The sequence below is a fragment of the Streptomyces sp. NBC_00104 genome (assembly GCF_045160825.1).
GTDB lineage: Bacteria > Actinomycetota > Actinomycetes > Streptomycetales > Streptomycetaceae > Streptomyces.
Map to the genome: position 1 here is coordinate 5,010,152 of NZ_CP108215.1, position 26,982 is coordinate 5,037,133.

Here is a 26,982-nt window from a genome sequence, read left to right on the forward strand (position 1 = left end):
GCTCCCGCGGTCGCGTGGGACGACGCGCCGGCCACGTCACGGCTGCCCGATCACTCAACGCGGCAGCCGGACATCGAGCGAATACAGGCGGGTGATCTGGGTCTCCCGCTCGTTGTCGTCGCTGACCAGCAGCAACCGCAGGCGCCCGGCGGCTGTGTGGCCGGTCACGGCCAGTCCTTCGATGTTGTCCAGCAGGGGGTTGGGCTGAGGCTGTTCGGCCGTCGCGCCGAGGCTCGGGCAGTCGACAAGGTCGGCCAGCAGGGTCTTGGACGCCAGCCGGGCCGGGCCGTCCGAGGTGAGGGCCTCGGTGCCACTGACGTCGTCGGCCCGGCGCGGGTCGGCCAAGTAGAGGCGGACGGTGTTGCCGACGCCGACGGTGAAGCCGCGTTCGAGGACGAGCAGCCGGCCGTCTCCGACAGCGGCGAGCTCGACGACTCCCAGGCCTGTGTCGGCCTGGTAGCCGTACTGGGCGCCGACCTTGAAGGACTTGCCAAGGCCTGCGCGGTGCCAGGTCTGCAGCCGCACCACGTCGGCCTGGTCCCCGGAGAGCGCGCCCTCCATCGAGGCGACCAGGGTGCGTCCGCCGCGCTGGAGCGTCAGCCCCTCGAAGGTCTGGTTGCGTACCGCCCGTCCAGCCGGGGCGACGGCGAGGGCCGCCGGTACCGGCAGTGCCTCGACCGCCGTGCCGTCACGGTCGTAACGGGTGACGGAGGGCTCGGTCTCCGAGCTGATCAGCCGGGTGCCGTCCAGGTCGACGGCCAGCCCCTCGGAGTCCGGCGCCCTGCCGTTCGCGTCGGTGAGCGAGGCCACCGCCACCGCCTCGGCGCTCAGCGAACGGGCCCTCTCCCGCACGTCGAGCGAGTAGACGTACGACTCGTCGGACACCGCGGTGATCCGGCCGCCCCGGTCGACGGCGAGGGCGGACAGATTGCCCACGTAGACGTCATCCAGCGTCTTCTTGTCGAGGTCGTCGGAGAAGGCCCGTATGCGGACAAGGTCGGAACAGTCACGCGACAGGGCCCCCGGGGAGCCCGCGTGAGCCGCGCCCTGCGCCAGCACCACACCTATTGCCATGCTCATGACCACAGATGCCGTGATCGATCTGCTCAAGCGCATGCGCGTACTCCTTGAACGAGGGAAAGAGGGGGAAAGTCCGTTCCCGCACGGAGCCGCGCACGCCGAACACCCTCGTCCGACATGCGCGGTGGCGTGCACACCCCGGGCGTCACGACAGGCCAGGCGCCCAGGCCGCACAGACATGACGGGCAGGGCGGACGGCCGAGCACCGCGCGGGTTCAACAAAATGTCAACCTACAGCGCGAAGGTCCGGATGTCTCTACTCACCCGGCAAGTGCCCAATGAGTAACTTGTGCAGCCGCGCAACCGAACACTCCGGAGCTGCAACGTCGGCCTTTCAGCCACACCGCCGGCGCTCTCGGCTCTCTCGGTGCCCTCACTCGGTGAATGCGGTGAGCTCCTGCGGGTGTTCGGTACCGTGTTCCCGCAAGTCGGCGGCCTCGGACTCCAGTCCCTCCACCTGAGCCGTGATCGCTGCCACGGCCTCCTCCGGCGACATCCCGTCGATGTCGGCGGGGTCACCCGCCGCAGGGCAGACGGCAAGCAGAGTCCGCGCGATCTCCCACGGCTCGTGCACGAACCGCGGCCCGCTCACGGGCTGCCCGAAGTCGTCGTAACCCAGGAGGACTTCATGGCTCGGCCCGTCGTCACGCTGGAGCCACAGGTGCCAGATCCGAGCGAGCGCAGCACAGGCGCGCAGCAGCAGCGCGCGGCCCTCCTCGTCCAACGCGGAAGGCGAGATGCAGGTGTGCCCGTACGTCCGGGCAATCTGCTCGTAGTGCCTCAGTTCCGATGTGGCGTCGCGGCGCACCCGCCTTCCACCAGTCGTGGGGGACCTCGGGGGCCCAGCTTCCAGGATTTCGCGGGCCGGTGACGGAACGCCGAAAGGGACGATGACGTCCGGGGACGACCTGCCCATGCCCTTCTCCCAACGCGACCAGGAACCGCACCCGTTGGCCCATTTCCACAAGCACAACATTCACCGACAGGCCACTGCAAGGGTTTGTGTCCGCCACAGCAAGCCGGCTCGGTCGCTCGTCGAAGAACGAAACGTACGCAAGTAGGCCGGATCGTTGCCTGACCAGCCTTGTCGCATGGCGGGCCGTTACGGCACCGTGAACGGCCAATGAGGTGCAGGTGCCTGGTGGTCGCGCTGCGGCCCCGGTGGCGGACGGTACGGACGTCTGCGCTGTCGGACGGCACCCGGCCGGGCACCCCCGGTGCATCGTGTCAGACCAACTCTTCGCGGCTGTGGGCCCGTCGGCTCCAGACATATGCCGCTTCCCCCGACCACGCGAGTCCTTCCGCCGGCTGTGCGCCCTTCCAAGCTGAGGACACCCATGCACCCGTACGAGCAAACCGACCGTCACGACGACACCGATCCGTACGGGCACTCCGGTCCCCGCGCCCAAACCAACGAGCAAGGCTCATGGTCCGACCGCGCCCCCCAGCAGTTGCGGTCACTCCCGTCCCGGAACGACGCCGCCGCTCTGCGCAAGCTTCGCGCCGCGCGCAAGCCGCCCGCGAAGGTCGCCGCCGCCGTGGCCGGCGGGCAGGTGTGCGCCGTGGTCCTGGCCGCCGAGGTACCGGGCTTCATGGGGACCGGGCTGCTCGGGCCGGTCAACATCGGCCTCGTGCTCATCCTCGTGGAACTCGCCCTCGCCGCCTGGGCGATGGTGTGGTACGGGCGCTACGCGGGCACCAAGCTCGATCCAGTGGCGGCGCGGCTCAGACCCGTTCTCCCGCCCCAGCGAAAGGGCCACCGGTGAACACCTTCGTCGCCCTGGCCGCGCCCCACGACGTCGGCCCCGTCCTCGCCATCTTCGCGATCTTCGTCGTCCTCACCCTGCTGCTCTCCCTCCTCGGAACCACATCGGAGGGCACCGACCTCAGCGACTTCTACGTCGGCCGACGTCGGCTGTCGTCGGCAGTCAACGGGATCGCGCTCTTCGGCGGGTACATGTCCGCGGCCTCGATGCTCGGCAACCCCGGACAGATCTCCCTCAACGGGTTCGACGGCATCGCCTACGTACTGGCGCCGGCGGTCACCTGGGTGGTGGTGCTGATGCTGGTCGCCGAGCCGTACCACAGCACCTCGCGGTTCACCGTCGGCGACACACTCGCCCACCGTCTGCGGTCGCGTCCGGTGCACCTGGCGGCGGGGATCACCACCCTGTTCATCTCCCTGCCGTACCTGATCGCCCAGCTCGTCGGAGCCGGGGTGCTCGCCGCGCCCGTCCTCGGCTACGACGGGCCGGCCGCTCAGCGGGGCATCGTGGCCTGCCTCGGTCTGGTGATGATCCTCTTCGTCGTCCTCGGAGGGATGCGGGTGACCACCCTGCTGGAGACCGTCAAGGCCGTCCTGATGATCGGTGCGTGCGTCGCCCTCGCCCTCGCGGTGTTGTGGCGCTTCGGCTGGAACCCGGCGGACCTGCTGTCGCAGGCGGCCGGGCGCAGCGGCTTCGGTGAGCAGTTCCTGCGCCCGGGCATCCGCTACGACGATGGCGTCAGCAAGCTGGACCTGGTGAGTCTGCAGGTGGCGTTCCTGCTCGGAGCGGCCGGGCTGCCGCACGTCCTGATGCGCCTGTCGACCGTCTCCACCGGTCCCAGGGCCCGCCGCTCGGTGCAGTGGATGGGGCTGCTGAACCTCGGTTTCGTCGTGCTGGTCGTGGTGAACGGGCTGGGCGCCACTGCCCTGCTCAGCCGGGACACCATCGTCGCCGACGCCGACTCCGGCAACACCGCCATCCTGCTGGTCGCCGAGCACGTGGGCGGCACCGTCCTGCTGACCGTGATCTCCTGCGTGGTGTTCGTGACGATCCTGACGGTCGTCGCCGGAATCACGCTCACTGTGGCCTGCGCGCTCGCCCACGACATCTACGGCGCGGTGATCATGCGGGGGAGGTCGTCGGAGAAGAGCGAACTGCTGGTCGCACGGCTGGCGGTCGTCTTCATCGGGCTCGTGACCATCGTGCTGTCGCTGTACGCCCAGCACCTGCCCATCTCGTTCCTCGTCAGCCTGGCCTTCGCGATCGCGGCCTCCGCGGTGCTGCCGGCCATCCTCTTCACCCTGTGGTGGAAGGGGTTCACCACCCGGGGGGCGATCTGGAGCATGTACGGAGGGCTGAGCACGGCGGTGCTGCTGGTGGCGCTGTCCCCGGCCGTCTCAGGCGACCCCCACGCGCTGCTGCCGGACGCCGATTTCGCGGTGTTCCCGCTGCGCAACCCCGGCCTGGTGTCCATACCCGTCGGCTTCTTCCTGGGGTGGATCGGCTCGGTGCGCGACCGGCGGGAGCCCGGCGGCGCGGACTACACGGAGACGGAGATCCGCGTGCTCACCGGAGCGCCGGGCGACACCGAGTCGAAGGCAGGGGTGGGGCAGCCCGCCTGATGCGGGTGAGCACGTCCGCAGGCGGACCGCGGCCGGACCGAGGCTTCGTAACGGTCCGGCCCCCGCGTATGAGTCCGACTCCGCACAACTCCATGAGAGAGGCTTCGCTTGAGCAGGCAGGGAACGCGATGACACAGGCGTACGACACGACGGCGCACGACCGAGGTGCTGCCGGGGTGCCGCTCGTGAGCAGAACGGCCGAACTGGGCTTCCTCGAGCAGGCCGTTGTTCAAGGCCGCTCACGTCCCGCGATCGTGGTCGGCAGGGGGCCCAGCAGGCTTACCGCTGCCGTCGCCCTGGCCCTGGCCCTGGCCCTGGCCCTGGTGGAGTAGATCACGGTGCTGGTGGCGGCCGGTGACATCGACTCCGTTCACCGCTCGGCGACGAGCTCAGCCGCCTACCCGTTCTCGCAGTTCCGTCAGCAGCCGCTGTACCCGGAAGCCCCATTCCACGGACCCGCGATGCTCGACGCCGAAGCACTCCTGGAGAAGTACCGGCGCCTCCTCGACATCGTGGAAGCCAGGCGGCGTCGGCGTTCTGACGTCCTTCGCGTGCTGACAGGCTCCCGTGTTCAACTGATCGCCGGACGAATTGTCGGGGCGGAGAGGCGGTTCGGAACGTGGCTTCCAGGTCAGTGGCACGGGAGCAGTTGGCGGGTGCGGCGCGGGCCGCGCTGGGCGGCGGACGGCGGCTGGCGGCGGTCGAGCGGGTCGCGGGCGGCAGCAAGAAGGGCGTGTACCGCTTGGTGATGGACGACGCGACGACCGCGATCGCCTACCTGTGGGACGACGCCGAGAACTACTGGCCTGCCGCCGAGGGGGACGACGACCTGACCGACCCGTTCTCACCCGGCCTCGGACTCGATCTGTTCGAGGCCGCGCACACGCGGCTGGACACGCTCGGCGTCCGCGTCCCGGCGATCCGTCTCGTCGACCGCGACGGTGCCCACTGCCCGGCCGACCTGGCGATCGTCGAGGACCTTCAGGGCGAGAGCCTGGAGGAGCTGCTCGCGCGCGACCGGCGGGCGGCCGCTCCGGTCATGGCCCGGCTCGCGGAGTCGCTGGAGGCGATGCGGCTCCACCGGGCCCCGGCTTACGGCAAGGTCGCCGTGGTCGACGCGGGCGGGTCCTCACGCGGTACGTCGTGCGAGGGAGTGGTTCTCGAACGTGCGCTGCGGGACCTCGCCGAGGCAGCCTCCCGCGATCCACGGATAGCGGACGCCCGCGACCGGCTGGAGGAGCGGCTGCTGGACCTGGCGGCGGCCGTGCGGCCGCGCGCGGAGTACGCGGTCGTGCACGGCGAACTGGGGCCCGACCACGTACTGGTGGACACGGACGGGAACCCCGTGGCGATCGACATCGAGGGCACGATGTACTTCGACGTCGAGTGGGAGCACGTGTTTCTACGGATCCGCCTGCACGATGCCTACCAGCCCCTGGCGGCGGCCGGATTGGACGAGGACCGGCTCGCGCTCTACATGCTCGCGCAGCGGCTCTCGCTGACGGCGGGGCCACTGCGGCTGCTCGACGGGGACTTCCCCGACCGGGCGTTCATGGCGGGTATCGCCGAGCACAACCTGAAGCAGGCGCTGGACCTGATGCACGCGTCAACTTGACCCGGTCCTGAAGGGCCGGGCTTGGAGGTAGTGCCCAGCTGGCGGCTGGGTGGGCTCCTCCGTCCTGCCACCCCTTTACGGGGTGGCTGGGACGCGTGACTCACGCCCCGCGTTCCACACCACGGCGCCACGTTGGGCGATGTTGTGGGAAGCGTTCCGGTCCGCGTGGGCAACGACCCCGCAGTTCCGGCAGATGAAGAGGGCCTGGTCGACCCGGTTCTTCTTGTCGACGTGCCCGCACTCGCAGCATGTCTGCGAGGTGTGGGCAGGGTCGACGTGAACCACGGGCACGCCTGCTCGGCGTGCCTTGTACGCGATGAACTCTCCGAGCTGGGCGAAGGCCCAGGAGTGGAGCGCGACCCGTTGGGGCTTGCGGAGCCGTACCCTCTGCCGGATGCCGCCCAAATCTTCCAGGGCGATTCCGGCCGAGGTGCGTTCAGCCTCGGTCACGATGCGTTTCGCGATGATGTGGTTGGTGTTGGAGACATGGCGCTGCTCGCGCCGGTTGCGCTTCTTCAGCAGCCGCTTGGCGGACTTGGTGCCCTTGCGCTGGAGCTTGCCGCGTAGATCGCCGTGGCGTTTGCGGTGGTGGTTCAGGTCGCGCCCGGCGGCCTGGTAGCCGGTGGACGTAGTGGCGATGTTGACGATGCCGAGGTCGACGCCGATGAACCCGTCGGGCTCGTACTGCTTCTCCTCGGGGACCTCGCAGGTAGCGATCAGGTAGAACACGCCGTCGCGTTCCACCAGATCCGATTCGCCCTGCCGGTGCTCACGCAGCATCTTGAGGCCGTCGGCGGAACAGACGAACCGCACACCCCGGATGCGTCCGGCAGTGGTCCAGATAGACACCGTCTGCGCGTCGTACTGCCAGCTCAGGCACCGGTCGTCGTACGGCTGGGCTGCCTCGGGCCGAAAGGCGACGGGCTTGGACTCGGCCTTCCTGCGCCGCTTCGAGCCCGGTCTGCCGAGGTTCCCAGCCTTGATGTTGGCCTTGAGTGTCGTGTAGGCGTCGCGGACCTTCTTGATGGTGTGCTGGGCTGCTTGCGCCCCCAACCCCCGCGACTTCAACTCCGCGTAGGTGTGCTTACGCAGCTCGTACTCACGCGGCACACCCTGCTCGAACGCCACCGCCGACACCCAGTTCGCGGCCTCGTTGACCGTGCGCAGGGCCGCGAGAAGCGCGGTGGCCTGCCCGGCCTCCGGCATCAGCTTCACCTGCACAACGAGTTTCACAGGCGTGATCGTATCATTGATCTATGTCACCACGCTGGGAACCAAACCCCAATATTCGTAGGGGTAGAACAGTCGTCTACACCCTTCACGCGCACTTGGTCTTCACACCAAAGTATCGGCGCGGCCCGTTCACCGATGAGATCCTTCGGCGCTGCGAGGAGGTCATGCGTGACGTGTGCGCGGACTTCGACACCGAGCTGGTGGAGTTCAACGGGGAGAGGGACCACGTCCACCTGCTGGTGCACTACCCGCCCAAAGTCGCCCTGTCCCGGCTGGTCGGCTCTCTCAAGGGCGTCTCTGCCCGGCGGCTCCGCCAGGAGTTCCCAGCCCATATCCGTAAGTACCTGTGGGGTGACCACTTCTGGTCGCCTTCGTACTTCGCCGCCTCGTGCGGCGGAGCACCGTTGGAGATCATCAAGGAGTACATCGAGAACCAGAAGCGCCCTGGCTGAGGTCAACAGTGCAGACCCGTGAGCACCTGCAAGTCAGAGCGATCCAGAGAAGCGCTTCCTCCCGGACGTGAACGCCCGGGGTTCCGCGCTAGATCAAGCTGAAGTCGCCCCTTCGCCTTGTCGCAGCTCTCGGCCCGGTGCCACGATCACGGCCTCGCCCGCCACCAACGGGCCGACCGACGGGGGTAGTTCATGTCACGCCGCACACTCATCACCCTGACGCTCATGTCAGCTGCCGCCCTCCTCTCCGCCACCGGTTGCTCGTCGGGCGGCGACACGGAGGCGCGGGAGCAGCGGCCCGTACGGACGGCCGGGCCGACCCCGGCGAAGGCGACACCGGCGGCCGACTCGAACCAGTTCGACTCGCGGAGCGAGTTGGCGAACCGTGCCCCGGACCACTTCGCCGAGCGCGTCGTCCTGCGTCAGAACCGGACGCAGGGCAGTGCGCACCTGGAGTTCGGCAAGGCGGAGAAGGACGAGGGCAAGGCCCTGACCGTCGCGGTGAACTGCGAGGGCAAGGGCACCATCGAGGTCGTGTTGCGCCCCATGGACGCCTCCTTCCCCATGGACTGCCTCGACGGGGAAGTGACCAGCATCGGCAACCAGTTCGCCATCGACGACGCGGAGCGCGCCGGCACGGTCTCCGTCACCGCCACCTCGGGAGTGCGCTGGTCCCTGTCGATCGGTCGCGGTGAGCCGGCGGAACAGGACCTCGGCGACTAGACACCGAAGCCCGACGGCTCACGCGCCCTCACCCGGCCACTCGGCGGAGCTGCTTCTCGGCTACTCGGCTACTCGGCGAAGAACCAGTCCGGCCAGCTCGCCAGGGCTCGACTCGCCGTCCAGGAAGACCGTGTCGGTGGGCAAGGTGTCGGCCGCGGCCACGCACGCCGCGATCCGCCCCTTGCACCACTGCCGGACCCGTTCGTCCTGCTCGGGGTCGTCCGGTGTGAAGCTGCGGCCGTCGATCCGGGCGACCAACACCCCCTCGGGGACCTTGAGAAAGAAGTGGTGGAGCGGGATGCCGGCCGCCTCGATGGCGCCGAACACCTCAGCCACGTACGCGGGGTTCACCAGGGTCATCGGCACCAGCACCGGCCGCCGGTACTCCTCCACCAGGCCCACCAGAGACTCGGCGACCTGCCGCCGCCACAGCCGCAGGTCCTGGAAGTCGCCGGTCGGCACCTCCACGATCTCCCTCAGCACGTAGCCGATCACTTCGGGGTCGAACACCAGCGCCTCGGGCCACAGCCCCCGCAGCTCCTCGACCAACGTCGTCTTTCCGCTCCCGAAGGCCCCGTTCACCCACACGATCATCGGCCGACCGTATCTCTACCCCGCCCGGCCGGTGGTCCGGGCGAAGGCAGCGAGGGTGGCGAAGTCCGGTTCGCGCAGGCCGAGCCGGGGGTCGACGCGGTGCAGCAGGGCGGAGTTCCGGTGGTGGGTGGCCACGAACCGCTGGTCGGCGGTGCCGATCTCGTCGTCCACCCATGCGAACGGACGCCCCGCCGCGTGTTCGACGAGACGCGATGTCTTCCAGAACACGCCGGGCTCCGGGGCCACCCCGGACCGTTGGGTGACAGGGCTCTGAGGCCAGTCCACCACCGGCAGTTCCGGCAGCCCGAGGACCGGGGCTATGTAGGTGTTCGCCTCACCGACCCAGGTCGTCGCCCACACCAGGTCGAACAGCTCGCTCAGCTCCAGCAGCCGGCGGCCGTGGTCCGGGTTGAGCCAGACCCGTAACGGCCTGACGTACGCCGCGGGCTTCTCCGGATGCTGGGCGATCCAGCCCTGCGGTTTCATCCGGTGGGTCGTGTAACCGGCGGGCCGCCGCTCCGGCTGAGCGGCGTACGGGTTCAACGGTCCGTCCACATCGAGGTAGAGGAGAGGGCGGTCCATCAGCCGGTCTCTCGGGGCCGGGCGTTCTGCCACTGGGTGAGGAGGCGGCGGGTGGAGGCCGTGGTCGGATCGTCGGCGCCGAGGGCGCGTTCCATCGCGTCGACGACGGCGGCCATGTCGTCGACGGCGACAGCGGACGCGGTCCCGTCGCCGGTCCGGCCGGCCCGGTCGTGGCGCAGGATCGTCAGTGAACTGCGGGCGATCAACGTCATGTTGTGGTCGGCGCCCAGATGCTCCGTGGTCGCGGCGATGACGTCGGTGTACGCCGCCTCCGCCTCGTCGGTACGGCCGTCCTGGCCGAGCCACTCGGCTCGGCAGTAGACGGCGGCGAGCGTGTCGGGGTGGCCGGGACCGAGGACGCGGCCGATGTCGGAGATCACTTCGTCGACCGCGGTGAGCCGGTCGGGCAAGTCACCGATCTGGCCGCGCAGTTGGACGCCCAGCACGCGGGCGGACAGCGTCTCGGGGTGGTCCGGCCCCAAGGCGCGGGCCAGGTCCGGCAGCACGGACTTCAGCCGGTACACCGCGAGAGCGGGCTGCCCCTGCTGCAGGCACGCCACCGCCGAGAGGGCACGGGCGCGCAGTACGTCGGGATCGTCGCCCCCGAGCCGCCATTGCGCCACGGCCACCGGGAACGGGACCTCCCGGTTCGCCATGCGTACGAGGGTGACGATCGCGCCCAGTGTCACCGACAGATGCACCCAGAGCAGTGCGCCGATCGGCACGAACAGGGCGCCCACGACGGCGACCACCGCACCCCACAGCGGCCAACGCCACGCCTTCGCCACTCGCCCACCACGCCGCACATCCCGCATTCGAACATCATTGCGTCACCGACGGCCGCACGGAAGACATCAGCCGGGCCAGACGATCGCCTGCGTCTCGCTGTACGCGTGCAGCGCGTACGACCCCACGTCACGCCCCACCCCGCTCTTCTTGAAGCCGCCGAAGGGGGCCTCCATGTTGCGGCCGACGGTGTTCACGCCCACTCCCCCCGCCCTCAGGCACCGGGCCACGCGGAAGGCACGGGCGACATCGCCGGACCAGACGTAGTCGATGAGGCCGTAGTCGCTGTCGTTGGCGAGGGTGACGGCCTCGTCCTCGTCGTCGAAGGGGAGGACGACGACGACCGGGCCGAAGATCTCCTCGCGGACGACGCGCATGTCGGGGGTGCAGTCGGCGAGCAGGGTCGGGGCGACGAAGAACCCCCGGTCGTACGGCGGCCGTTCACCGCCCGCCACCACCCGCGCGCCCTCCTTGCGGCCCAGCTCGACGTACGACTCGACACGGTCCCGGTGCGCCGCCGAGATCACCGGTCCGACCACCGTGCCCGGCTCGCGCGGGTCGCCCACCGGCAACCGCCCCGCGTATGCGGCCAGTTGGGTCACCAGCCGGTCGTAGACGCCGCGTTGCGCGATCACCCGCGTCGGTGCCGTGCAGATCTGCCCGCTGTAGAAGGAGAAGGTGGTGGCGATGCCGGCCACCGCCGAGCCCACGTCCGCGTCGTCGAAGACGACCGCCGCGCCCTTGCCGCCCAGTTCCATCAGCTGGCGCTTCATCCCGCGCCCGCACACCTCCGCGATCCGCTGTCCGACCGCCGTCGAGCCGGTGAAGCTCACCATGTCCACGTCGGGCGCATCGACCGCCGCCTCGCCGACGTCCGCGCCCGACCCGCTCACCACGTTCACCACACCCGGCGGAACACCGGCGGCCTCCAGTGCCTCCGCCATGCGGTAGACGGAGAGCGGGTCCTGCGGGGCCGGCTTCACCACCACCGTGTTGCCCATGGCCAGGGCCGGGGCGATCTTGCCGGCCGGGTTGGCCCAGGGGTTGTTGTACGAGGTGACGCAGGTGACCACGCCCACCGGCTGCCGTACGGCCAGGGCGCCCATCACGGCCGCCCTGCCGAAGGGGCCCGCCTCGTTGATCTGGGGGGCGATCGGCTCCTCCACCGGCTCCACGCGGGCGTACCGCCGGAAACGGGCCGCGCCCACGCCCACCTGCATCGCCCGCGCCGTACCGGTCGTCGCACCGCTCTCGGCCTGCGCGAGTTCGGCGTACGGGACGAGGTGGCGGCGTATGTGGTCCGCCGTCCGGGCGAGGATCGCCGCCCGTTCGGCGGCGGGGGTCCGTGACCACGGGCCGAAGGCCTCGCGGGCTGCGGCGGCGGCCGCGTGCACCTGGTCCCGCGAGGCCTGCGGCGCCCACCCGACGACGCTCTCCGTCGCCGGGTCGACCACCTCGTAGTGCCCTCCGTCGGGCTCCACCCAGGAGCCCCCGACGAACAACCGCTGCCCCTCGGACGCCCCTTCGGACGCCCCTGCGGAACTCACTTCGTACTCACCGTCCGTGTGTCCCGTCCGCTGCGCAGCACCTTGCCGGGCACGGCCCCGGTCACCACGTCGTCGCGGATCGCCTCGACGCCGTTGACCCAGACGGCCCGGATGCCGATCGCCTTGGAGTCGAGGCGCGGGCTGTCACCCGGCAGGTCGTGCACCAGGGTGGCCTTGCCGGCGTCGACGCGTGCCGGGTCGAAGAGGACGAGGTCCGCGTGCCAGCCCTCCCGCACCTGCCCCCGTTCCCGCAGGCCGAAGAGGCGCGCCGGGTCGTCGGTCAGCATCTTCACCGCCTGTTCGAGCCCGACGAGCTTCCGGCCGCGCAGACAGTCCCCGATGAACCGGGTGGTGTACGGGGCGCCGCACATACGGTCCAGATGGGCGCCCGCGTCCGAGCCGCCGAGCAGCACGTCCTCGTGGCGCCAGGTCTCGGCGCGCAGGGCCCAGGAGTCGGGGTCGTTGTCGGTGGGCATGGGCCACAGGACCGTACGAAGGTGGTCGGCGGCGCAGATCTCCACCAGGCACTCGAACGGTTCCTGCCCCCGCTCCGCCGCGATGTCCTTCACGACCCGCCCGGTGAGGCCCTCGTTCGCCTCGCTGTACGTGTCGCCGATGACGTACCGCCCGAAGTTGGCGAGCCGGCGGAAGACGCCCGCCTCCTTGCTGTCCGCCCGCCGCAGCATCTCGGCGCGGACGTCGGGATCCCGCAGGCGCTCGATCCGTTCGGGCACCGGCAGGCCCAGGATCGGCCCCCACCCGGGGATCAGGTTCAGCGCGCAGAACGTACCCAGCGACATGTTCATCGGCGTGAGGATCGGCATCGTCAGGGCGACCACCCGGCCGCCGGCCTTCCGCGCCCGCTCACTCGCCTCCAACTGCCTCGGCACCCGCTCGGGGACGGCGGCGTCGATGGTCAGCACGTTCCAGTTGAGCGGCCGCCCGGCCACCGCGCTCATCTCCACGAACAGATCGATCTCGTCGTCGCCGAACTGGTCCAGGCAGCCCGCCACGATCGCCTCGATCTGCGTGCCCTCGTGCTCGCCCACGGCCCGGGAGAGGGCGATGAGTTCGGCGGGCTTCGCATGCCGCGACGCGACCGGCTGTCCGTCCCCGTCGCTGTGCGTCGACGACTGCGTGGTCGACAGCCCCCACGCCCCCGCCTCCATCGCCTCGTGGAACAGCCGCAGCATCGCGTCCAGTTGCTCGTCGGTGGGCTGCCCGCCGATGGCATCCGGGCCCATCACATACCGCCGGAGCGCGCAATGCCCCACCATGAAGCCCGCGTTGACGGCGATCCGTCCTTCGAGGGCGTCCAGGTACTCCCCGAAGCCGTGCCAGCTCCAGGGCGCCCCCTCCTCCAGCGCGACCAGTGACATCCCCTCGACCTTGGACATCATCCGCCGCGTGTAGTCCGCGTCCTCGGGACGGGAGGGGTTGAGGGGCGCCAGCGTGAACCCGCAGTTCCCGCCCGCGACGGTCGTCACCCCGTGGTTGAGGGACGGCGTCGCGTACGGGTCCCAGAACAGCTGGGCGTCGTAGTGGGTGTGGGGATCGACGAACCCGGGCGCGAGCACGAGCCCGGCCGCGTCCTCGGACGTGCGGGCCTCTTCGGTGACGGTCCCGACGACGGCGATACGACCGTCGCGTATCCCCACGTCAGCGGTGTACGCGGGAGCGCCGGTCCCGTCGACGACGGTCACACCTTTGATGACATGGTCGAGCATGCCTCACCCCTCCGGGCGCCTAGTAGCAACCGAGTACCGCGGTCGGCCCAGGGGCGCGGGGCCGCGTCGATGTGCGGCTCCGCCGCGTGGGCGCGACCAGCCCCCACCGCCCCGCGGCCGCCGTACCGACCTCAACCCGCCGCCCGGAACCGCGACGTCCGGTGCACGGGATCCGTGTCGATCTTCGGGATCACGTGCTCCCCGACCAGCCGGATGGTCTGCAGGGTCGCCTCCTTCGGCACCCCCACCGGCAGCCCAAAGCTCAGCTGGTCCGCCCCGGCCTGCTCCCACCGCTTGCACTGCCGGACCACTTCGTCGGGGTCCCCGCAGATCAACAGCTCTTCCTCGATGAGCAGTTCGATGAACTCCTCGTTGTACTCGGGCAGCGTCTCCGGCCACACGGGGAAGCCGTCCGGCCGCGGGAACGTGTCGTGGTAGCGGAAGACGAGCGAGGGCAGATAGTGCAGCCCGCCGTTCACCGCGATCCGCACCGCCTCGTCGTGCGTGGGCGCGCAGATCGCGGTCGTCGTCACCATCACGTTGTCGTTGACGAAGTCCCCGATCGGCTCGGCGTCGACGATCGCCGTCTTGTACTTCTCCAGCACCCACTCCATGTCGGAGACCTTCTGCACGCTGAAGCCCAGTACGCCGAGTCCCTTGCGGGCGGCCATGGAGTACGACGGCGGCGACCCGGCGGCGTACCACATCGCGGGGTGCGACTTCCCGTACGGCTTGGGCAGGATCTTGCGCGGCGGCAGGGACCAGTGCTTGCCCTGGAAGCCGACGTACTCGTCCTGGAGCCACATCTTGGGGAACTCGGCGATGGTCTCTTCCCAGATCTCCTTGGTGTAGTTCATGTCGGTCACACCGGGGATGAAGCCGAGGATCTCGTGCGAGCCGGCCCCGCGCCCGCTGCCGAACTCGAAGCGCCCCTCGGTGAGATGGTCGAGCATGGTGACCTTCTCGGCGACCTTCACCGGGTGGTTGACCTGGGCGAGCGGGTTGAAGATGCCGGACCCCAGATGGATCCGCTCGGTCGCGTGCGCCAGGTAGCCCAGGAACACCTCGTTGGCGGAGAGGTGCGAGTACTCCTCCAGGAAGTGGTGCTCGGAGGCCCACGCGTACTTGAAGCCGGACTTGTCCGCCTGGATGACGTACTCGGTCTCCTCCATCAGCGCCTTGTGCTCCGCGAGTGGGTCGGTCTCGGCCCGCTTGCCCACGTATCCCTGTACAAAGAGCCCGAATTCCAAGGAGGTTCACCGTCCTCAGCGATACCCGGCAACTGTTTCTGACAGTACGTCAGATCTGGATACGGCCGACTGTTCCACCGGCCCCGTGGAGCGTCAATAGCTGACGTACCGTCAGATGGACGGGTTCGGACAGATGCCGTGCGGTCACAAGGTCACCGGCTCACAGGCTCACTCCGGCCAGCCAGCCCCCGTCGATCACGAACGGCTGTCCGGTGATGTAGGAGGAGTCCTCGCAGGAGAGGAAGAGGGCGAGGCGGGCGACCTCCTCGGGGCGGCCGATCCGGCCGAGCGGAATCCGCTTGCGGTAGAGCTTGCCGACGGCCTCCGCGGACGCCTCGTCGCCCGGGTCGGTCATCGCGGTGTCGACGGAGCCGGGACAGACCGCGTTGACCCGGATGCCCTTGCGGGCCAGCTCCAGCGCGGCCACGCGGGTGAGGCCGACGATCGCGTGCTTGGTCGCCGCGTACGCGCCGACGTACGCCATGCCCGTCATCCCCGTGTACGAGGCGGTGTTGACGATCGTGCCGCCGCCGGCCGCCTCGATCTCGGGGGCCAGGGTCTTGATGCCGAGGAAGACGCCGACCTGGTTGACCCGCACGACCTGCATGAACTCGTCGAGGGGGGTGTCGACGAGGGAGTTGAAGCGCAGGATGCCGGCGTTGTTGACGAGCCCGTCGACGCGGCCGTACGCGGCCTTGGCGGCGGCCGCGGCGGCCGTCCAGTCGTCCGCACTGCTCACGTCCAGGTGGACGTAGTGCGCGCCCAGCTCCTTGGCGAGGGCCTCGCCCTGGTCGTCGAGGACGTCGGCGACGACGACCTCGGCCCCTTCCGCCCGGAACAGCCGGGCCTCCTGCTCCCCCTGGCCGCGTGCGGCGCCTGTGACGAGGACGACACGTCCGTCGAGCTTGCCCATGTGGACTCCCTTCGCGGTGCGTTGACCGAGGTCAGCGTACCTCCGTAGCTGACGAAGCGTCAGATGCGGGGCGCGGGCGAGCGCATGCTTGCGATTGCGATCTCAAGTGACCAATGGGTAGGGACATTTGACCCTGTCCACAACACGTACGGGACCTCAATAATCCGTCATCAGAAGGTAAAGCCACCCCCAAGGAGAGAGCCGAGCATGGCGAAGAGGCGCTTCAAGAACAAGAAGGTCCGATACCTGGCGATCGGTGCCTCACTCGTGACCGGTACCGCTATCGCAGCCGTGCTGCTGCCGTCGGCCAGCGCGGCCGACGAGAAGACGCCCGAGCAGATCATGAGGATGTGCGAAAGGACTGCCAAGCTCAACGGAAAACAGCAGACGACGAGGGATTTCGGGGGTGGTCTCGGGGACGGTTTCGAGTCCGACACCTGTGATTTCGTCGAGACGAAGTTCGAGACCTTCGACGGTCCCACGGAGAAGGTCACCGTCGACTTCCCGAACTGCGAGCCGAACGCCACCGAACCGTCGAAGGTGACCACCGAGTTCTCGAAGGCGGTGGGCCAGGGCCAGGGCAAGTACACCGCGACCCAGCAGGGCGCCCTCGGCGGTCTCTTCGGAGCCCTGAGCGGCGGCTGGGTGAAGCACAAGGGCACGCTGGACATGACCATCAAGACGGCCACCGCCAGCGAGTCGGAACAGCGGGAAGTGCCCGTCGGCAAGGTCATGCACGTGACGTTCACACCGAAGATGCAGCGCATGACCGGCGAATGGCGGGTGCACCTCGACGCCGATCCCGGAAGCTTCGCCGTGAACCCCTCCCCCGAGCAGAACTTCGTGGCGCCGGAGGTCGTCGAGGGCCCGGTCATCCTGGAGAGCGCCGCGGGTACGCCCGGACTCGCGGACGGCACCAGCAAGGTCGTCCTGGAGGACTGCTGACCGAAGACCGGCGGCCGACGGCCGGCAGCCGACGGCCTCGGGGCGCCCGCCCCACCCCACAGACTTCTCCCCCCACGGGATCACCCCACCCCCCACGGGACGACCCCTCCCACCAGCACACAACCCCCTCATCACCCTCGCAGGAGACACACATGACACGCACCGGGCGCAGCGGCAACCACCGCAGCAAGAAGAAGCGCATCACCCTCGCGCTGGCGCCGGTCGTCGCCCTCGGACTGGCCGTCCCGCTGATGTACAGCGCGGGTGCCGCCACCCCCGACGAGGTGGCCACCGACTGCCGTACGGACTCGGACAAGCTGGAGAACTGCGAGTTCGTCGACGTCCAGTCCAAGGCCAACAGCCTCGGCCCCAACGAACGGGTCACCTCGGTGACCGACAACTGCGGAGTCAGCACCGCGGCGACGAAGACCTTCAGCGGCACGGCGTCCGTGACACGCGTCATTCAGCTGGAGGACGGCTTCAACACGGACGGCAGCACGAAGCTGGCGAGCTCCATCTTCGAGATCGGCATCAAGTTCGCCACGCAGGAATTCAATATCAAGCGCGACGACACCACGTCGTCGTTCTCCTTCTCGAGGAGTGACACGGTCAAGCCGGACCACATCGCCTTCTTCATGTGGTCCCACAAGCGCACCGACGTGAGCGGTTTCCTCAAGGCCACCTACAAGGACGCCCAGGACGGCCAGAAGGTGTTCTTCTCCCCCAGTGAGGGAGCCGCGACCGTGCACGTCTTCTATCCGCAGCTCCTGCCCAGCGGAACGCCGGACGGTCGGCTCTGGCTGCGCAACGTCCAGTGCGGTACGCCCCAGGCCAACGGAATCATCAACAGCGAGAACAGCGCCCGCGCCGAACCCGGATTCGACGAGGGTGGCGCGAACGTGACCGACATCGAGGTTCCGCTCTCCGAAGTCACCATTCAATAGCGGCCGGATAAACCCGAGTAATCCCCCGTGCCCTGCGCGGGGGATTCTTTTGTGCGGTTTCCCAAACAGGCTCCCCGTGTTCCTGGACGCGCTCAGTCCCGCGTTCTCATACGCGAACCCCGGGGGTCGCCCCCAGCCATCGCAGCACCGCCTCCGTGCTCCCCCGGACATCCAACTTGGCGTAGACGTTGCTCAGGTTGTTGCGGACGGTCTTCTCGCTCAGCCGCAGCCGCAGCCCGATCTCCTGGGCGCCGAGACCGGTGGAGAGGAGTTCCATGATCTGGCGTTCGCGGGGCGAGAGCAGCGAGCGCAGTCGCTCCATCGCCTCCCCGTGGTCCGGCAGCTGCCGGGCCGCGTCCCGGACGGCGGCGCAGGCGACGGGCGAGAAGTAGGTGTGGCCGACCGTGGCGGCCATGACCGCCGAGGAGAGCATGCAGGTGCAGTAGTCGCCCTCGACCAGGTAGCCGGCCCCGCCGCGGAACACCTCCACCACCACCTCGGCGTCCCGGCGGGGGCTGACGACGATCACCGGAGCGCTCATGGAGCCCATGGCCTTCAGCAGCTCCGCGAAGGAGACCGACGGGTCCTCGCAGCGCAGGACCACGACATCCGCCTCGGTCTCCCGGAGTGCGCGATAGGGCGGCGGGATGTGCAGCGCGCTGCTCACGTACCGGTCGTCGGGGGCCGGCCAGTCGTCGTGCGGCCACTCCCTTTCGGCACAGGCGAGCGCGACGGACAGGCCCTGGGACGACGGTTCCGGCAGGTGGGGTGGGTGTGCCGGGACGCGGGAGGGGCGTGCGGGAACAGCTGAAACGGGGGTGCCTACGTACTGGGACGTGCCGACGTGCCGGGGGGATCGCACTTCGCGTGTCCTTCCGCCGAAGCCATGACTCCCCTACATACGTGACTCCGGCGTAAGTTGTTCGAAGTTTCAAGAACGAAACGCGAAGCTGTCTGACAGGTTCGGCCGCCCCGTCCCGCCCCCGCCCCCGTCCCGCGCCCGCCCACTCCGACGGCGGGACGGAGAAGCCGCTGACACGGTTCTCCGCCCCGCTGCCCGAACATGCCCGAACATGCTCGAACGGCTCCTAGCAGACGAAGTTCCGGTGGTCGGTGCTCGTGCTCAGCCGGCAGCTGCTGCCCAGGGGGTCGCCGGTCCTGTCACGGAAGGTGAGATTCCAGGTCGTGCCGTCCCAGCGGAGGTCCCCGTAACCGTAGATCGCCAGACCTCCGGGGGTCCGCAGCTTGGTCACCGACTGGTTCACCTGCTGCGGCGGCGTGCCGATGGACTGCAGCTCGACATTGCCGTCGATCGGGCCGTTGTCCAGGGGACCACCGGAGTTGCCCAGGGTCAGCTGGGGTGGGCGGGTGCTGTCGAAGTCGAGCTTCTGGGCGAGGTGGAAGTGTCCCGAGAGCACCATGCGCACCTTGCTCTGCAGGTGACGCAGCTGGGTGTTGGCGACGGCCCCGTCGAGAACCCGCGTCGCCCAGGTGACCGCCCCCGGCGTCTGTCCGGCCGCCTTCACCATCCACAGCGGCTTGTGCGTGACCACGAAGACGTCGCCGGGAGCCAGCGCCGCGGCCTGGTTCACGGCGTTGAACTGCGTGGTGTAGGTGCCCTGGTTCGCTGTGCTGCCGTCGTCCCTCCGGTCGGCGAGCGAGGAGTCCACGGAAGCGAGGGTCAGCGTGCCGGCGTGGATCATCGCAGGCCGGCTGAACAGGCTGCAGGAACCGTTGGAGCGCAGTTCGTCGGCGAGATAGCGGAACCACGCGCCGCCCGCGCCGCCCTGCTGGTTCATGTTGCAGTCCTCGTGGTTGCCCCGCGCCAGCACGACGGGAGCCGTGGCCAGCAGCCGTTCGGCGGGCCTGAAGAAGTCGGCGACCACACAGGCCCAGTTGGCCGCGTCGGCGGTGCTCGTGCAGCCCGCCGGATTGTCGTTCCCCCTGCCGGGGTCCTCCCGGTAGAGGTAGTCACCGACGTGGACGACGAGATTCGGCCTCGTCCGGTCGACGACACTGTCCGCGATCTGCCGGAACGGCCAGCGGTTCGCACAGTTCTGCGCCGGCTCGTTCATGTCCGTGGGGAGCTCGCAGCCGGTGTCGCCGATCACGCCGATCCTGGCGGGACGGGTGGTCGAGGTCCAGTTCGGCAGAGGCAGCTGACCCGTCGACGGGTGCAGCCTGGCCGCTCGTACCGTCGCGGGAACCAGCGTCGCGTCGGAGGCCGTGAGGGGTACCTCGGCCTCACAGACGGTGGTCGGGAACTGGAGCCCCCGGGGCTCGCTCCTCCGGCCCAGGGGGTCGGTGTGCTGGCTACCCCCGTACGTGTAGCGCACGCTGGGGCACGTCTGGCTGGAGTCCGTGGACACGTATCGGATCTGGGTGCCGCCGCTGGTCAGCTGCGTCCAGGCCCAGGCCTCGCCGTCCGGGGACGCCGAACCGGGCGGCGGAGGGGTCGGCCCCGGCGGCGGTGAGTCCCCGTCCCCGTCCCCGTCCTCGTACCCGTCCTCGTACCCGTACCCGGGCACGGGCTCCGGGGAAGCCGCGCCGGCCGGGACCGCCGCGGCCAGCACACCCGCCACCGCGAGGGCCACTATCCGATGTCTCATGCTCACATACCTCCGTCCACGTGCCCCGGACACAGGCGTACGTCATCGCCTGACAGGCACACCTGGAATCGTTGGCACCGCTTCGGGACCGCGCACGACGACACCGGCAAACGGCCTACACGGCCGCACGGGGGTCCGGCCGCGCACGGGGTGCCCGAGCCCGGTTGCCCGACGGCCGTCCCCACGGGGCCGGCTGTCCCGACCCGCGTCGCACCACGGTCGGCTGCCTCCGCGCGGACGGGGCGGTAGGGTCCGGCTGTGCGTTGATCTGCCGGGCGGTGGCCGAGTGCCGCCGCAGAGGGTGCGGGTGGCCCCGACGAGTCGTGGGGCCGCCCGATCGGCATACCCGTCGTCATCACACCGGAGATCACCCATGACTGCTCAACAGCCCCTCGCCTACGACGCGTTCGTCGCCACCGCCGCCGCCGACCCGGCTGTCGTCGGCCTGGTCCTCAAGGGCTCCCGGGCCCACGAGGGCATGACCACCGAGCACTCGGACCACGACCTGTACGTCGTCCTCGCCGAGGGTGCGACGACGGCTCTCACCCGGTTCGCGGGGCACCGCTCCCCGGAACTCGACCTCGTCGTCCTCTCCCTCGACGCGTTCCGCGCCGCCGGGATGCCCGGCTTCGAGCGGTACGCCCTCGCCCGCGCCCGGGTCGTGCTCGACCGGCTGGGCGGAGGCATCGCCCGGATCCTGGCCGCCAAGGCCCGGCTCGACGCCGAGGAGGCCTTCCGGGAAGCGGGAGGATGGCTCGACGCCTACGCCAACTCCCTCTACCGCTCGGTCAAGAACGACCGCGACGGGCATCCGCTCGCGGCCCGGCTCGACGCCGCGGACAGCGTCCGGTTCCTGCTGGAGACGCTCTTCGCCCTGGACCGCCGTCCCCGCCCCTACAACAAGTACCTGGAGTGGGAGCTGGCCCGGTTCCCGCTGCCCGGCTGGGACACCGGCACGCTCCTCGACGCCGTTCAGCACATCACGGCCACGGGCGACGTATCCGCGCAGCGCCGACTCTTCGCCCAGGTCGAGACCGTGGCCCGGCGGGCCGGGCACGGCGCCGTCCTGGACGCGTGGGGTGAGGACCTGCACCTGATGCGACCGCGGTAGCAGCGCGCCCCGCGAAGACAGCGCGGGGCGGCGACCTGTTCCAGCGGTGGCGAGGTGATCGCGGGATCTCCGCGTTGTGTCGGCGGGACCGCGTCGTCGGGTCGGGCCGACCGTACGGCGGTGCGGTTCGTCCGCTGCCCCTCGTTGTCAGGGCCCGGTGCCCTCGCACCGTGCCGGGCAGGAACCGCCCTTCGGCCGTGCCGCCCTCGCCGACGGTCAGCTTCACCAGGCCCGACCCGTACAGCCACCCGGAGACAGTCGTGACGATCGTGCCCCCGGGCCGCACCTGTTCGAGCCAGGCCCCGGGAACGGTACGCACGGAACACGTGGCGATCAGCCCGTCGTACGGGGCGTCTTCGGGGTGGCCGAGGAGGCCGTCGCCGTTGACGAGCGCCGGTTCGTGGCCGACCGCCGTGAGCGCGGCCCTGGCCCGTGCGGCGGCGGCCGGATCGACCTCGACCGAGGTCACGTACTCACTCCCGAGACGCTCGCACATGAGGGCTGTCGAATAGCCGGTACCGGTGCCGATCTCCAACACCCTGTCCCCGTCCTGCGGATCGAGGTCCTGAAGCATCCGTACGACCAGGCTCGGCAGGGTGGACGAGGACGTCGGATCGCCGTGGACGGGCCCCTCCACGTCCGCCGGATGCAGCTGACCGCCGAGCTGGGTCACCAGCGTGACATCGGCGTACACCTCCTCCAGCCAGGCGCCCAGGTCGTCGGGGCCGGGAAGGACCGGCGTCCAGAGCGTGCCTCGCGGCCCGTCGGACCGCCGGAAGAACGCGCGCACGAACTCGTGCCGGGGCACGGCCTCGACGGCGGACCGCCAGACCGCCGACCGAAGATGCCCGCCCTGTTCCAGCCGGTCGGCCAAGGCATGACGCAGCTCGACCGCACGGCGCTCGTCCGCGAGCGGGGTGTCGGTCATACCGGGTGTCCCTTCTCCAGCAGATCGGCCAGGGCCCAGGTGATGGCCCCAGTCGTTTCAGGATCCACAAACGCCCACTGACCGTTCGCGTTGCACTCCAGAAAGCGCCACGCCCCGCTCGCTTCCAAGGCGAAGTCGAACGCGCCGAAGAGCAGACCGAATGCCTTCAGATAGGCGCGGATGCCCCGACGGACCGTGAGAGGGACATCTGCCGCTTTCATCGGCGTGCAGTTGATCAGGCCGTAGTCGAACCGCCAGTCGAGGTGATCGCCGTCGATGGTGATCCGTGTGGCGAACAAACGCTCGCCCACTGCCGCCACCCTCACGTCGGCGGTCTTGGCGACGGCCTGCTGGAACAGGTGCGGGCAGGCGGCGACACCATCGCCGATCTCGTCGGCCGCGACCGGGCGGACCCAGACCGTACGCGACGCACCACCCGCGCGGTACGTGGTCGACCTGAGCGGCTTGTAGACCACCGGCCCGTACTCCCTGGCGAAGGACCGGGCGGCTGCGGAGTCGTTGGTGATCAGCGTCGGGGGTACGTCCAGCCCGGCCCGTACGGCTTCGGTGATCTGGCGGGGCTTGAACTCCGCGCCCGAGTTCCGGTGCGGGTGGTTGACGTACAGGCAACCCGGAAGGGCGGCGAGAAGTCCGCCGAGACCGTGCCGGAACTGGGCCACGGCGAAGTCCCTCTCTTGGTCGTCCAGACCGTCGGCCGGAACGTACGGGGTCGGACGCCGGTAGTACACGGCGCGGGCGTCTTCCAGGCCGAGGGCGCGAGTAGGGGTGGTGAGCGGACCGTGCCACGACCAGCCGCTGCCCGCCCTTCCGGAGAACGTCACCTCGGCCGGTGAACCGGGGTCGAGCCGTACGACCGGGACGCCCCGGTCGTTCAGGGCTGTGATGACGTGGTCGGACGTCACGTCGTCCAGGGCGGTCAGGACGACGACCGGGCGAGGCGAGGCCATCAGTCCTGGTCCGCGTCCTGATCATGACCTTCGTCCGAGTTGGAGGGGCCGGAGCCGTCCCCCTGGCTGGTCTGGGTCCTGGTCTCCGTTCCGGAGCCGGTGCCGTGCTTGCCCAGCTCGACGCGGCGTCCGTGTACGTCGTGGAAGACAGCCGTCTGCGACATCGGGTCCAGGGCCACGGCGGTGGCGACGGCGTGCAGCGCCGGGTACGGCTCCAGGCGGGACAGGCCCCAGGGGCGAAGGGAGGGAACGCGGACGGGCGGCTCCAACAGGCCTCGCTCCGTGTCGAGTTCACGCTTGGTCAGGTTCTCATGGTGGTCGCACAAGGCATTCACCGAGCGGGCGAGACGCTGGGCGTGCGCGATGCCGGCGGGGAGCGTGGGGCCGGGTTCGAGGCCGAGTCGCCTGCGGGCCTCGCCGACACAGGCGAGCGCGCAGGCGCGGGGCACGTCCCCCTCGGGCAGCGCTCCGGCTGCGGCCTCCACCTCGGGGAGGGCCACCATGATGTGGCCGCGCAGTTGAAGGGTGAGCGTCTCCCACTCGTCGAAGGACGGCGGCTCGGCACTCTCGGCGAGCAGACGGCGTGCGGTGACGCGCATCGTCTCGATGTCGAGCGGGATCGGGTCCCGCTCCGCCGCAGCCCCGGAACAGACGGTTGGTGTTGCTGCCATTCGGCGCTCCTCAGCAGCGGTGGCCACGCCTCGCGAGGCTGTCGTCTCGCCGAGGCTTCGTCGTGACTGCTGACGTTAGGCAGCGGCGGCACACCGCGCCCAACACTGTGCAGATATGTGCAAGTGCTCTTTTGGGCAGGAAAGTTGGCAGCGAAGCACCCTTGACCCTGCTCGCCTCCGAAGCCCACTCTGGTGCAGAAGTCTGCACAGCTAGTCGAGGGGGACTGACGTGCCACTGCTGTTCATCGGGATCGATCCGAACACCGGTGACGACGAGAGCCCGACGGTGTGGGTCGATCAGGAGAACCAGGAGCTTGTCTTCCAGGGATGGAAGCCCGGCCGTGAACTCGAAGCGGAGTGCGCCGCGTTCGAAGTACCGGGTCACGGAGCAGGGATTCCGGACGGGGAGGCAGTGATCCGTATCCCGGCCAGGATGGTGCACATGATCAGGGAGGCCTGCGATGCCGTCGAGCGTGCCGCCGTTCGGTGAGCTGATCGCCGGCTGCGAGCGCTCGGCCGTTCACCTGGAGATGCGCGACTCCTACGCCGTCGACAACGAGAAGGGTCCATTCGCCCAGTGGCGTGCGGGGTACCGCCATGACCCGGAGGATCGGGCGTCATGGTGGCGACCATGGCTCGACCTGATCCAGGAGACGGTCTCTCGCGGGATCGTCGTACGCCGAGCCCGGATCATCTCCGAGCCGGTCACCGAGTACATCCGCTTCGAGCACTCGAACACGTTCACCAACATCGCCGCAGGCGAGCACGTGCGCTGGCTGCCCCGCCGAGAGGCCTCGGACATCGCGCTGCCCGGCAACGACTTCTGGCTGTTCGACGACCGGCTGGTCCGGTGGAATCACTTCACCGGCGACGGTCGTTCGGCAGGCCAGGAGATCACCGACGACCCGGCAGTCGCCGAGTTGTGCTCGGCGGCGTTCGCGACGGTGTGGGCGCGTGCCGTTCCACACAACCAGTACGAAATCCGCTGACAGTAAGCCCGGTAGGCCCGTTCATGCCCCTCTCCCCGTCGTCATCCGCCCAGGCCGCGCGCGAGGCCGTCGCCCGACGCCTGCGCGACCTCCGGAAGGAGGCGGGACTGACGGTCGTCGAGCTGGCCGACCGGTGCGGCTGGCACCACTCCAAGACGTCCCGCATCGAGAACGCCGTCACCGGTCCCACCGCGAAGGACATCCGCCGCTGGTGCGGGGCGGTCCACGCCGACGAGCAGGCCGACAACCTCATCGTCCAGTCGGTGAACGCCGAGTCGATGTACCGGGAGTGGCGCCATCAGGTCCGTAACGGCCTGAAGCAACTGCAGGAAAGCTCCGCGCAGGTTTTCAACAGCACCGCGCTGTTCCGTGTGTACTCATCCACCCTCGTCCCCGGACTGCTGCAGACGGAAGGTTACGCGGCGGGCATTCTGCGCAGGGCCGCCCATTTCCGTGAACTCCCCTTCGACGACAGTGCCGAGGCGGCCCGGGCCAGGGTCGAACGCTCTCGAGTCATCCACGAACCGGGGCGCCGCTTCGTCCTGCTGGTCGAAGAGTCCGTCCTCCACTGCCAGATCGCCGACGCGGACGCCATGGCCGCGCAACTCGGCTACCTCCTCACGGCCGGAGCCCTGCCGTCGGTGTCGCTCGGCATCATCCCGATGGGCACCCAGGAGCGCGTTCAGTGGCCGCGGGAGACGTTCCACATCTACGACGACGAACTCGTGTCCGTGGAGCTCGTGTCAGCCCGCGTGAGAATCACCCAGCCCGACGAGATCACCCTCTACCTGAAGGCCTTCGAGCAACTGCGGGGCATGGCCGTGTACGGGCCGACCGCTCGCGCTCTGATCCTGAAGGCAATCGAGGCGCTGGGCTGACACAGGTCCAGCAGGACTGGGTCACTTCTCCTGGTCGGCGACGAACGAGCCCTGCCCCAGCAGGGTACGGAGCCTGCCCTCCGCGCGAAGGGAGGCCACAGCCTTCTGCACCGTCGACGCGGCTACGCCGAACTCCGCGGCCAGGTCCACCACAGCGGGAAACCGGCTGCCGGGGGCATACGTGCCGACGTCGATACGGCGGCGGAACTCGTCCGCGATCCGGGGCCAGACGGGCTTGCCACGGTTGAGGTCGATGAGGCGAGCGTAGAGGCGCCGCGCGTCAGCGGCTGTCGGCCGAGCCCGTAGGCCGCCTGTCCACCACGTACACCCCCATGCCCGTCACCGTCTCCACCAGCCCCTCGTCCTTGAGCACCTTCACGGCCTTGCGCAAGGTGTCACGGGCCACGCCGAACTCGGCTTCCAGCTCGACGAGGCTCGGGATACGGCGGCCGGTCGGGATGCTGCCGTCCTCGATGCGGGCGCGCAGGCTGTCGGCGATCTGACGGTACGGCGGGACTGGCCCTTCCCGGTCAATGGTCATGAGCGCAGACACTAGGTGGCGAGCGTGTACCTGCCATAGCTACCCCAGAGGCTAGACGGGGGTAGTACAGTCCGTTACCCTGCGGGAACGTAAGACCCCGGCGAGGTTGTGGGACCTCCCGGGGCATGGTCACCAGCTGAAAAGGAGCTGAAGACAATGGGCATTATCCACGCGCTCTTGCGGTGCGTTCTGGGCACCTTCGCCCCAGGTACCGGCAGGAGGCGGGCTGGTACGCGCCTCTTCGAGCCAGGCCCCGGACGCGAGTCCGAGGCATCCTCGACGGCCACCGGGCCCCTCCCGGCCCCGCGTTCCCCGTACAGCCTGGACACGGGCACCCCTCTCGACGGCGCCGCCTCCCCCCTCGTCCGCCCCTACCTCGTCGCCGTCGAGCGGGAGCAGGCGCGGCAGTCCCGGCGACGACTCGCGCTGATCCTGGCTGCCGACTTCGGCATCGACCTCGACCGTCACGTCGTCGGCGCCGAGCAGGTGGTGGCGGGTTGAGGACGCC

The 26,982-nt window shown here is 69.6% G+C and carries 29 protein-coding genes and 1 pseudogene; 13 read left to right on the forward strand and 17 right to left on the reverse strand.

Annotation, left to right across the window (positions count from 1 at the left end; genetic code table 11):
- Positions 1 to 54 precede the first annotated feature (54 nt).
- Both OG272_RS22000 and OG272_RS22005 read right to left on the reverse strand, forming a co-directional pair.
- Positions 55 to 1,116 carry an esterase-like activity of phytase family protein gene (locus OG272_RS22000; protein WP_327729171.1) on the reverse strand — a complete coding sequence of 354 codons (1,062 nt, stop codon included), beginning with the start codon at positions 1,114 to 1,116 and terminating at the stop codon, positions 55 to 57.
- Positions 1,117 to 1,453: 337 nt separating this feature from the next.
- Positions 1,454 to 1,888, reverse strand: coding sequence for a hypothetical protein (locus tag OG272_RS22005; RefSeq protein WP_327729170.1), 435 nt, complete (start codon positions 1,886 to 1,888; stop codon positions 1,454 to 1,456).
- Positions 1,889 to 2,417: 529 nt separating this feature from the next.
- Here OG272_RS22005 and OG272_RS22010 point away from each other — a divergent pair.
- The 4 genes from OG272_RS22010 to OG272_RS22025 all read left to right on the forward strand — a co-directional run bounded on the left by OG272_RS22010 (position 2,418) and on the right by OG272_RS22025 (position 6,083).
- A complete protein-coding gene (locus OG272_RS22010) occupies positions 2,418 to 2,846 on the forward strand; it encodes a DUF485 domain-containing protein (RefSeq protein WP_327729169.1) in 429 nt (142 codons plus the stop codon).
- On the forward strand, positions 2,843 to 4,468 hold the full coding sequence (locus OG272_RS22015; RefSeq protein ID WP_328223360.1) for a cation acetate symporter: 1,626 nt from the start codon (positions 2,843 to 2,845) through the stop codon (positions 4,466 to 4,468). Before OG272_RS22010 ends, OG272_RS22015 begins: the two co-directional genes overlap by 4 nt.
- 185 nt (positions 4,469 to 4,653) lie before the next feature.
- A complete protein-coding gene (locus OG272_RS22020) occupies positions 4,654 to 4,800 on the forward strand; it encodes a hypothetical protein (protein WP_405894564.1) in 147 nt (48 codons plus the stop codon).
- A 302-nt stretch (positions 4,801 to 5,102) separates the two neighbouring features.
- Positions 5,103 to 6,083, forward strand: coding sequence for a phosphotransferase (locus tag OG272_RS22025; RefSeq protein ID WP_327732212.1), 981 nt, complete (start codon positions 5,103 to 5,105; stop codon positions 6,081 to 6,083).
- Positions 6,084 to 6,158: 75 nt separating this feature from the next.
- Here OG272_RS22025 and OG272_RS22030 read toward each other — a convergent pair whose 3' ends face one another.
- A complete protein-coding gene (locus tag OG272_RS22030; RefSeq protein WP_327732211.1) occupies positions 6,159 to 7,289 on the reverse strand; it encodes a transposase in 1,131 nt (376 codons plus the stop codon).
- Between the two features lie 50 nt (positions 7,290 to 7,339).
- Between OG272_RS22030 and tnpA the strand changes: the two genes are divergently transcribed.
- On the forward strand, positions 7,340 to 7,768 hold the full coding sequence (tnpA, locus tag OG272_RS22035) for an IS200/IS605 family transposase (protein ID WP_326582560.1): 429 nt from the start codon (positions 7,340 to 7,342) through the stop codon (positions 7,766 to 7,768).
- Between the two features lie 225 nt (positions 7,769 to 7,993).
- Positions 7,994 to 8,491: a hypothetical protein gene (locus OG272_RS22040; RefSeq protein WP_328223367.1), complete on the forward strand. Its 498-nt coding sequence runs from the start codon at positions 7,994 to 7,996 to the stop codon at positions 8,489 to 8,491.
- A 60-nt stretch (positions 8,492 to 8,551) separates the two neighbouring features.
- Here the strand turns inward: OG272_RS22040 and OG272_RS22045 are convergent, their stop codons facing one another.
- The 7 genes from OG272_RS22045 to OG272_RS22075 all read right to left on the reverse strand — a co-directional run bounded on the left by OG272_RS22045 (position 8,552) and on the right by OG272_RS22075 (position 15,890).
- Positions 8,552 to 9,085: an AAA family ATPase gene (locus OG272_RS22045; RefSeq protein ID WP_328223368.1), complete on the reverse strand. Its 534-nt coding sequence runs from the start codon at positions 9,083 to 9,085 to the stop codon at positions 8,552 to 8,554.
- Positions 9,086 to 9,100: 15 nt separating this feature from the next.
- Entirely contained in the window at positions 9,101 to 9,667 is a 567-nt protein-coding gene (locus OG272_RS22050) for an HAD domain-containing protein (RefSeq protein WP_326582047.1), read from the reverse strand.
- A complete protein-coding gene (locus OG272_RS22055) occupies positions 9,667 to 10,482 on the reverse strand; it encodes a tetratricopeptide repeat protein (protein ID WP_405894566.1) in 816 nt (271 codons plus the stop codon). Before OG272_RS22055 ends, OG272_RS22050 begins: the two co-directional genes overlap by 1 nt.
- A 39-nt stretch (positions 10,483 to 10,521) precedes the next feature.
- Complete coding sequence (locus tag OG272_RS22060; protein WP_405894567.1) at positions 10,522 to 12,000, reverse strand: aldehyde dehydrogenase family protein; 1,479 nt, start codon at positions 11,998 to 12,000, stop codon at positions 10,522 to 10,524.
- Positions 11,997 to 13,727 (reverse strand): D-aminoacylase, encoded by a 1,731-nt coding sequence (locus tag OG272_RS22065; protein WP_327729161.1) that lies wholly within the window; start codon positions 13,725 to 13,727, stop codon positions 11,997 to 11,999. The genes OG272_RS22060 and OG272_RS22065 overlap by 4 nt, the downstream gene beginning before the upstream one ends.
- Before the next feature lie 131 nt (positions 13,728 to 13,858).
- Positions 13,859 to 14,977 carry an LLM class flavin-dependent oxidoreductase gene (locus OG272_RS22070; RefSeq protein ID WP_326582043.1) on the reverse strand — a complete coding sequence of 373 codons (1,119 nt, stop codon included), beginning with the start codon at positions 14,975 to 14,977 and terminating at the stop codon, positions 13,859 to 13,861.
- Positions 14,978 to 15,137: 160 nt separating this feature from the next.
- Positions 15,138 to 15,890 carry a glucose 1-dehydrogenase gene (locus tag OG272_RS22075; RefSeq protein ID WP_326582042.1) on the reverse strand — a complete coding sequence of 251 codons (753 nt, stop codon included), beginning with the start codon at positions 15,888 to 15,890 and terminating at the stop codon, positions 15,138 to 15,140.
- A gap of 207 nt (positions 15,891 to 16,097) precedes the next feature.
- Between OG272_RS22075 and OG272_RS22080 the strand changes: the two genes are divergently transcribed.
- A complete protein-coding gene (locus OG272_RS22080) occupies positions 16,098 to 16,835 on the forward strand; it encodes a hypothetical protein (RefSeq protein WP_327729158.1) in 738 nt (245 codons plus the stop codon).
- Between the two features lie 152 nt (positions 16,836 to 16,987).
- Positions 16,988 to 17,779 (forward strand): hypothetical protein, encoded by a 792-nt coding sequence (locus tag OG272_RS22085; RefSeq protein WP_327729156.1) that lies wholly within the window; start codon positions 16,988 to 16,990, stop codon positions 17,777 to 17,779.
- A gap of 106 nt (positions 17,780 to 17,885) precedes the next feature.
- Here OG272_RS22085 and OG272_RS22090 read toward each other — a convergent pair whose 3' ends face one another.
- Positions 17,886 to 18,641 (reverse strand): response regulator transcription factor, encoded by a 756-nt coding sequence (locus OG272_RS22090; protein ID WP_405894568.1) that lies wholly within the window; start codon positions 18,639 to 18,641, stop codon positions 17,886 to 17,888.
- A 226-nt stretch (positions 18,642 to 18,867) separates the two neighbouring features.
- Positions 18,868 to 20,388 (reverse strand): metallophosphoesterase family protein, encoded by a 1,521-nt coding sequence (locus tag OG272_RS22095; RefSeq protein ID WP_405894569.1) that lies wholly within the window; start codon positions 20,386 to 20,388, stop codon positions 18,868 to 18,870.
- A gap of 373 nt (positions 20,389 to 20,761) precedes the next feature.
- On the opposite strand from OG272_RS22095, the gene OG272_RS22100 reads away from it, so the two are divergent.
- Positions 20,762 to 21,499 carry a hypothetical protein gene (locus OG272_RS22100; RefSeq protein WP_326582037.1) on the forward strand — a complete coding sequence of 246 codons (738 nt, stop codon included), beginning with the start codon at positions 20,762 to 20,764 and terminating at the stop codon, positions 21,497 to 21,499.
- A 265-nt stretch (positions 21,500 to 21,764) separates the two neighbouring features.
- Here OG272_RS22100 and OG272_RS22105 read toward each other — a convergent pair.
- The 3 genes and pseudogenes from OG272_RS22105 to OG272_RS22115 form a co-directional block, all read right to left on the reverse strand.
- A pseudogene (locus OG272_RS22105) lies at positions 21,765 to 22,427 on the reverse strand (methyltransferase domain-containing protein); the annotation flags it as partial.
- Positions 22,424 to 23,395 (reverse strand): ATP-grasp ribosomal peptide maturase, encoded by a 972-nt coding sequence (gene tgmB, locus OG272_RS22110; protein WP_405894571.1) that lies wholly within the window; start codon positions 23,393 to 23,395, stop codon positions 22,424 to 22,426. The gene tgmB and the pseudogene OG272_RS22105, both read right to left, overlap by 4 nt.
- A complete protein-coding gene (locus OG272_RS22115; RefSeq protein ID WP_405894572.1) occupies positions 23,395 to 24,066 on the reverse strand; it encodes a DUF6415 family natural product biosynthesis protein in 672 nt (223 codons plus the stop codon). Before OG272_RS22115 ends, tgmB begins: the two co-directional genes overlap by 1 nt.
- A gap of 229 nt (positions 24,067 to 24,295) precedes the next feature.
- Here OG272_RS22115 and OG272_RS22120 point away from each other — a divergent pair, with 229 nt between their 5' ends.
- Genes OG272_RS22120 through OG272_RS22130 form a run of 3 tightly spaced genes read left to right on the forward strand, consistent with a single transcriptional unit; the run spans position 24,296 to position 25,933 of the window.
- Entirely contained in the window at positions 24,296 to 24,556 is a 261-nt protein-coding gene (locus OG272_RS22120; RefSeq protein ID WP_326582033.1) for a hypothetical protein, read from the forward strand.
- Positions 24,528 to 25,055 (forward strand): DUF6879 family protein, encoded by a 528-nt coding sequence (locus OG272_RS22125; RefSeq protein ID WP_326582032.1) that lies wholly within the window; start codon positions 24,528 to 24,530, stop codon positions 25,053 to 25,055. Before OG272_RS22120 ends, OG272_RS22125 begins: the two co-directional genes overlap by 29 nt.
- 23 nt (positions 25,056 to 25,078) lie before the next feature.
- Positions 25,079 to 25,933 (forward strand): helix-turn-helix domain-containing protein, encoded by an 855-nt coding sequence (locus OG272_RS22130; protein ID WP_405894574.1) that lies wholly within the window; start codon positions 25,079 to 25,081, stop codon positions 25,931 to 25,933.
- A 21-nt stretch (positions 25,934 to 25,954) separates the two neighbouring features.
- On the opposite strand, the gene OG272_RS22135 is transcribed toward OG272_RS22130, so the two are convergent.
- Positions 25,955 to 26,188, reverse strand: coding sequence for a GntR family transcriptional regulator (locus OG272_RS22135; protein ID WP_405896052.1), 234 nt, complete (start codon positions 26,186 to 26,188; stop codon positions 25,955 to 25,957).
- A gap of 25 nt (positions 26,189 to 26,213) precedes the next feature.
- The gene (locus tag OG272_RS22140; RefSeq protein ID WP_327729147.1) at positions 26,214 to 26,474 is read right to left on the reverse strand and encodes a GntR family transcriptional regulator; all 261 of its coding nucleotides are present in this window, start codon (positions 26,472 to 26,474) and stop codon (positions 26,214 to 26,216) included.
- A gap of 156 nt (positions 26,475 to 26,630) precedes the next feature.
- On the opposite strand from OG272_RS22140, the gene OG272_RS22145 reads away from it, so the two are divergent.
- On the forward strand, positions 26,631 to 26,975 hold the full coding sequence (locus tag OG272_RS22145) for a hypothetical protein (RefSeq protein ID WP_327729146.1): 345 nt from the start codon (positions 26,631 to 26,633) through the stop codon (positions 26,973 to 26,975).
- Positions 26,976 to 26,982: the final 7 nt, after the last annotated feature.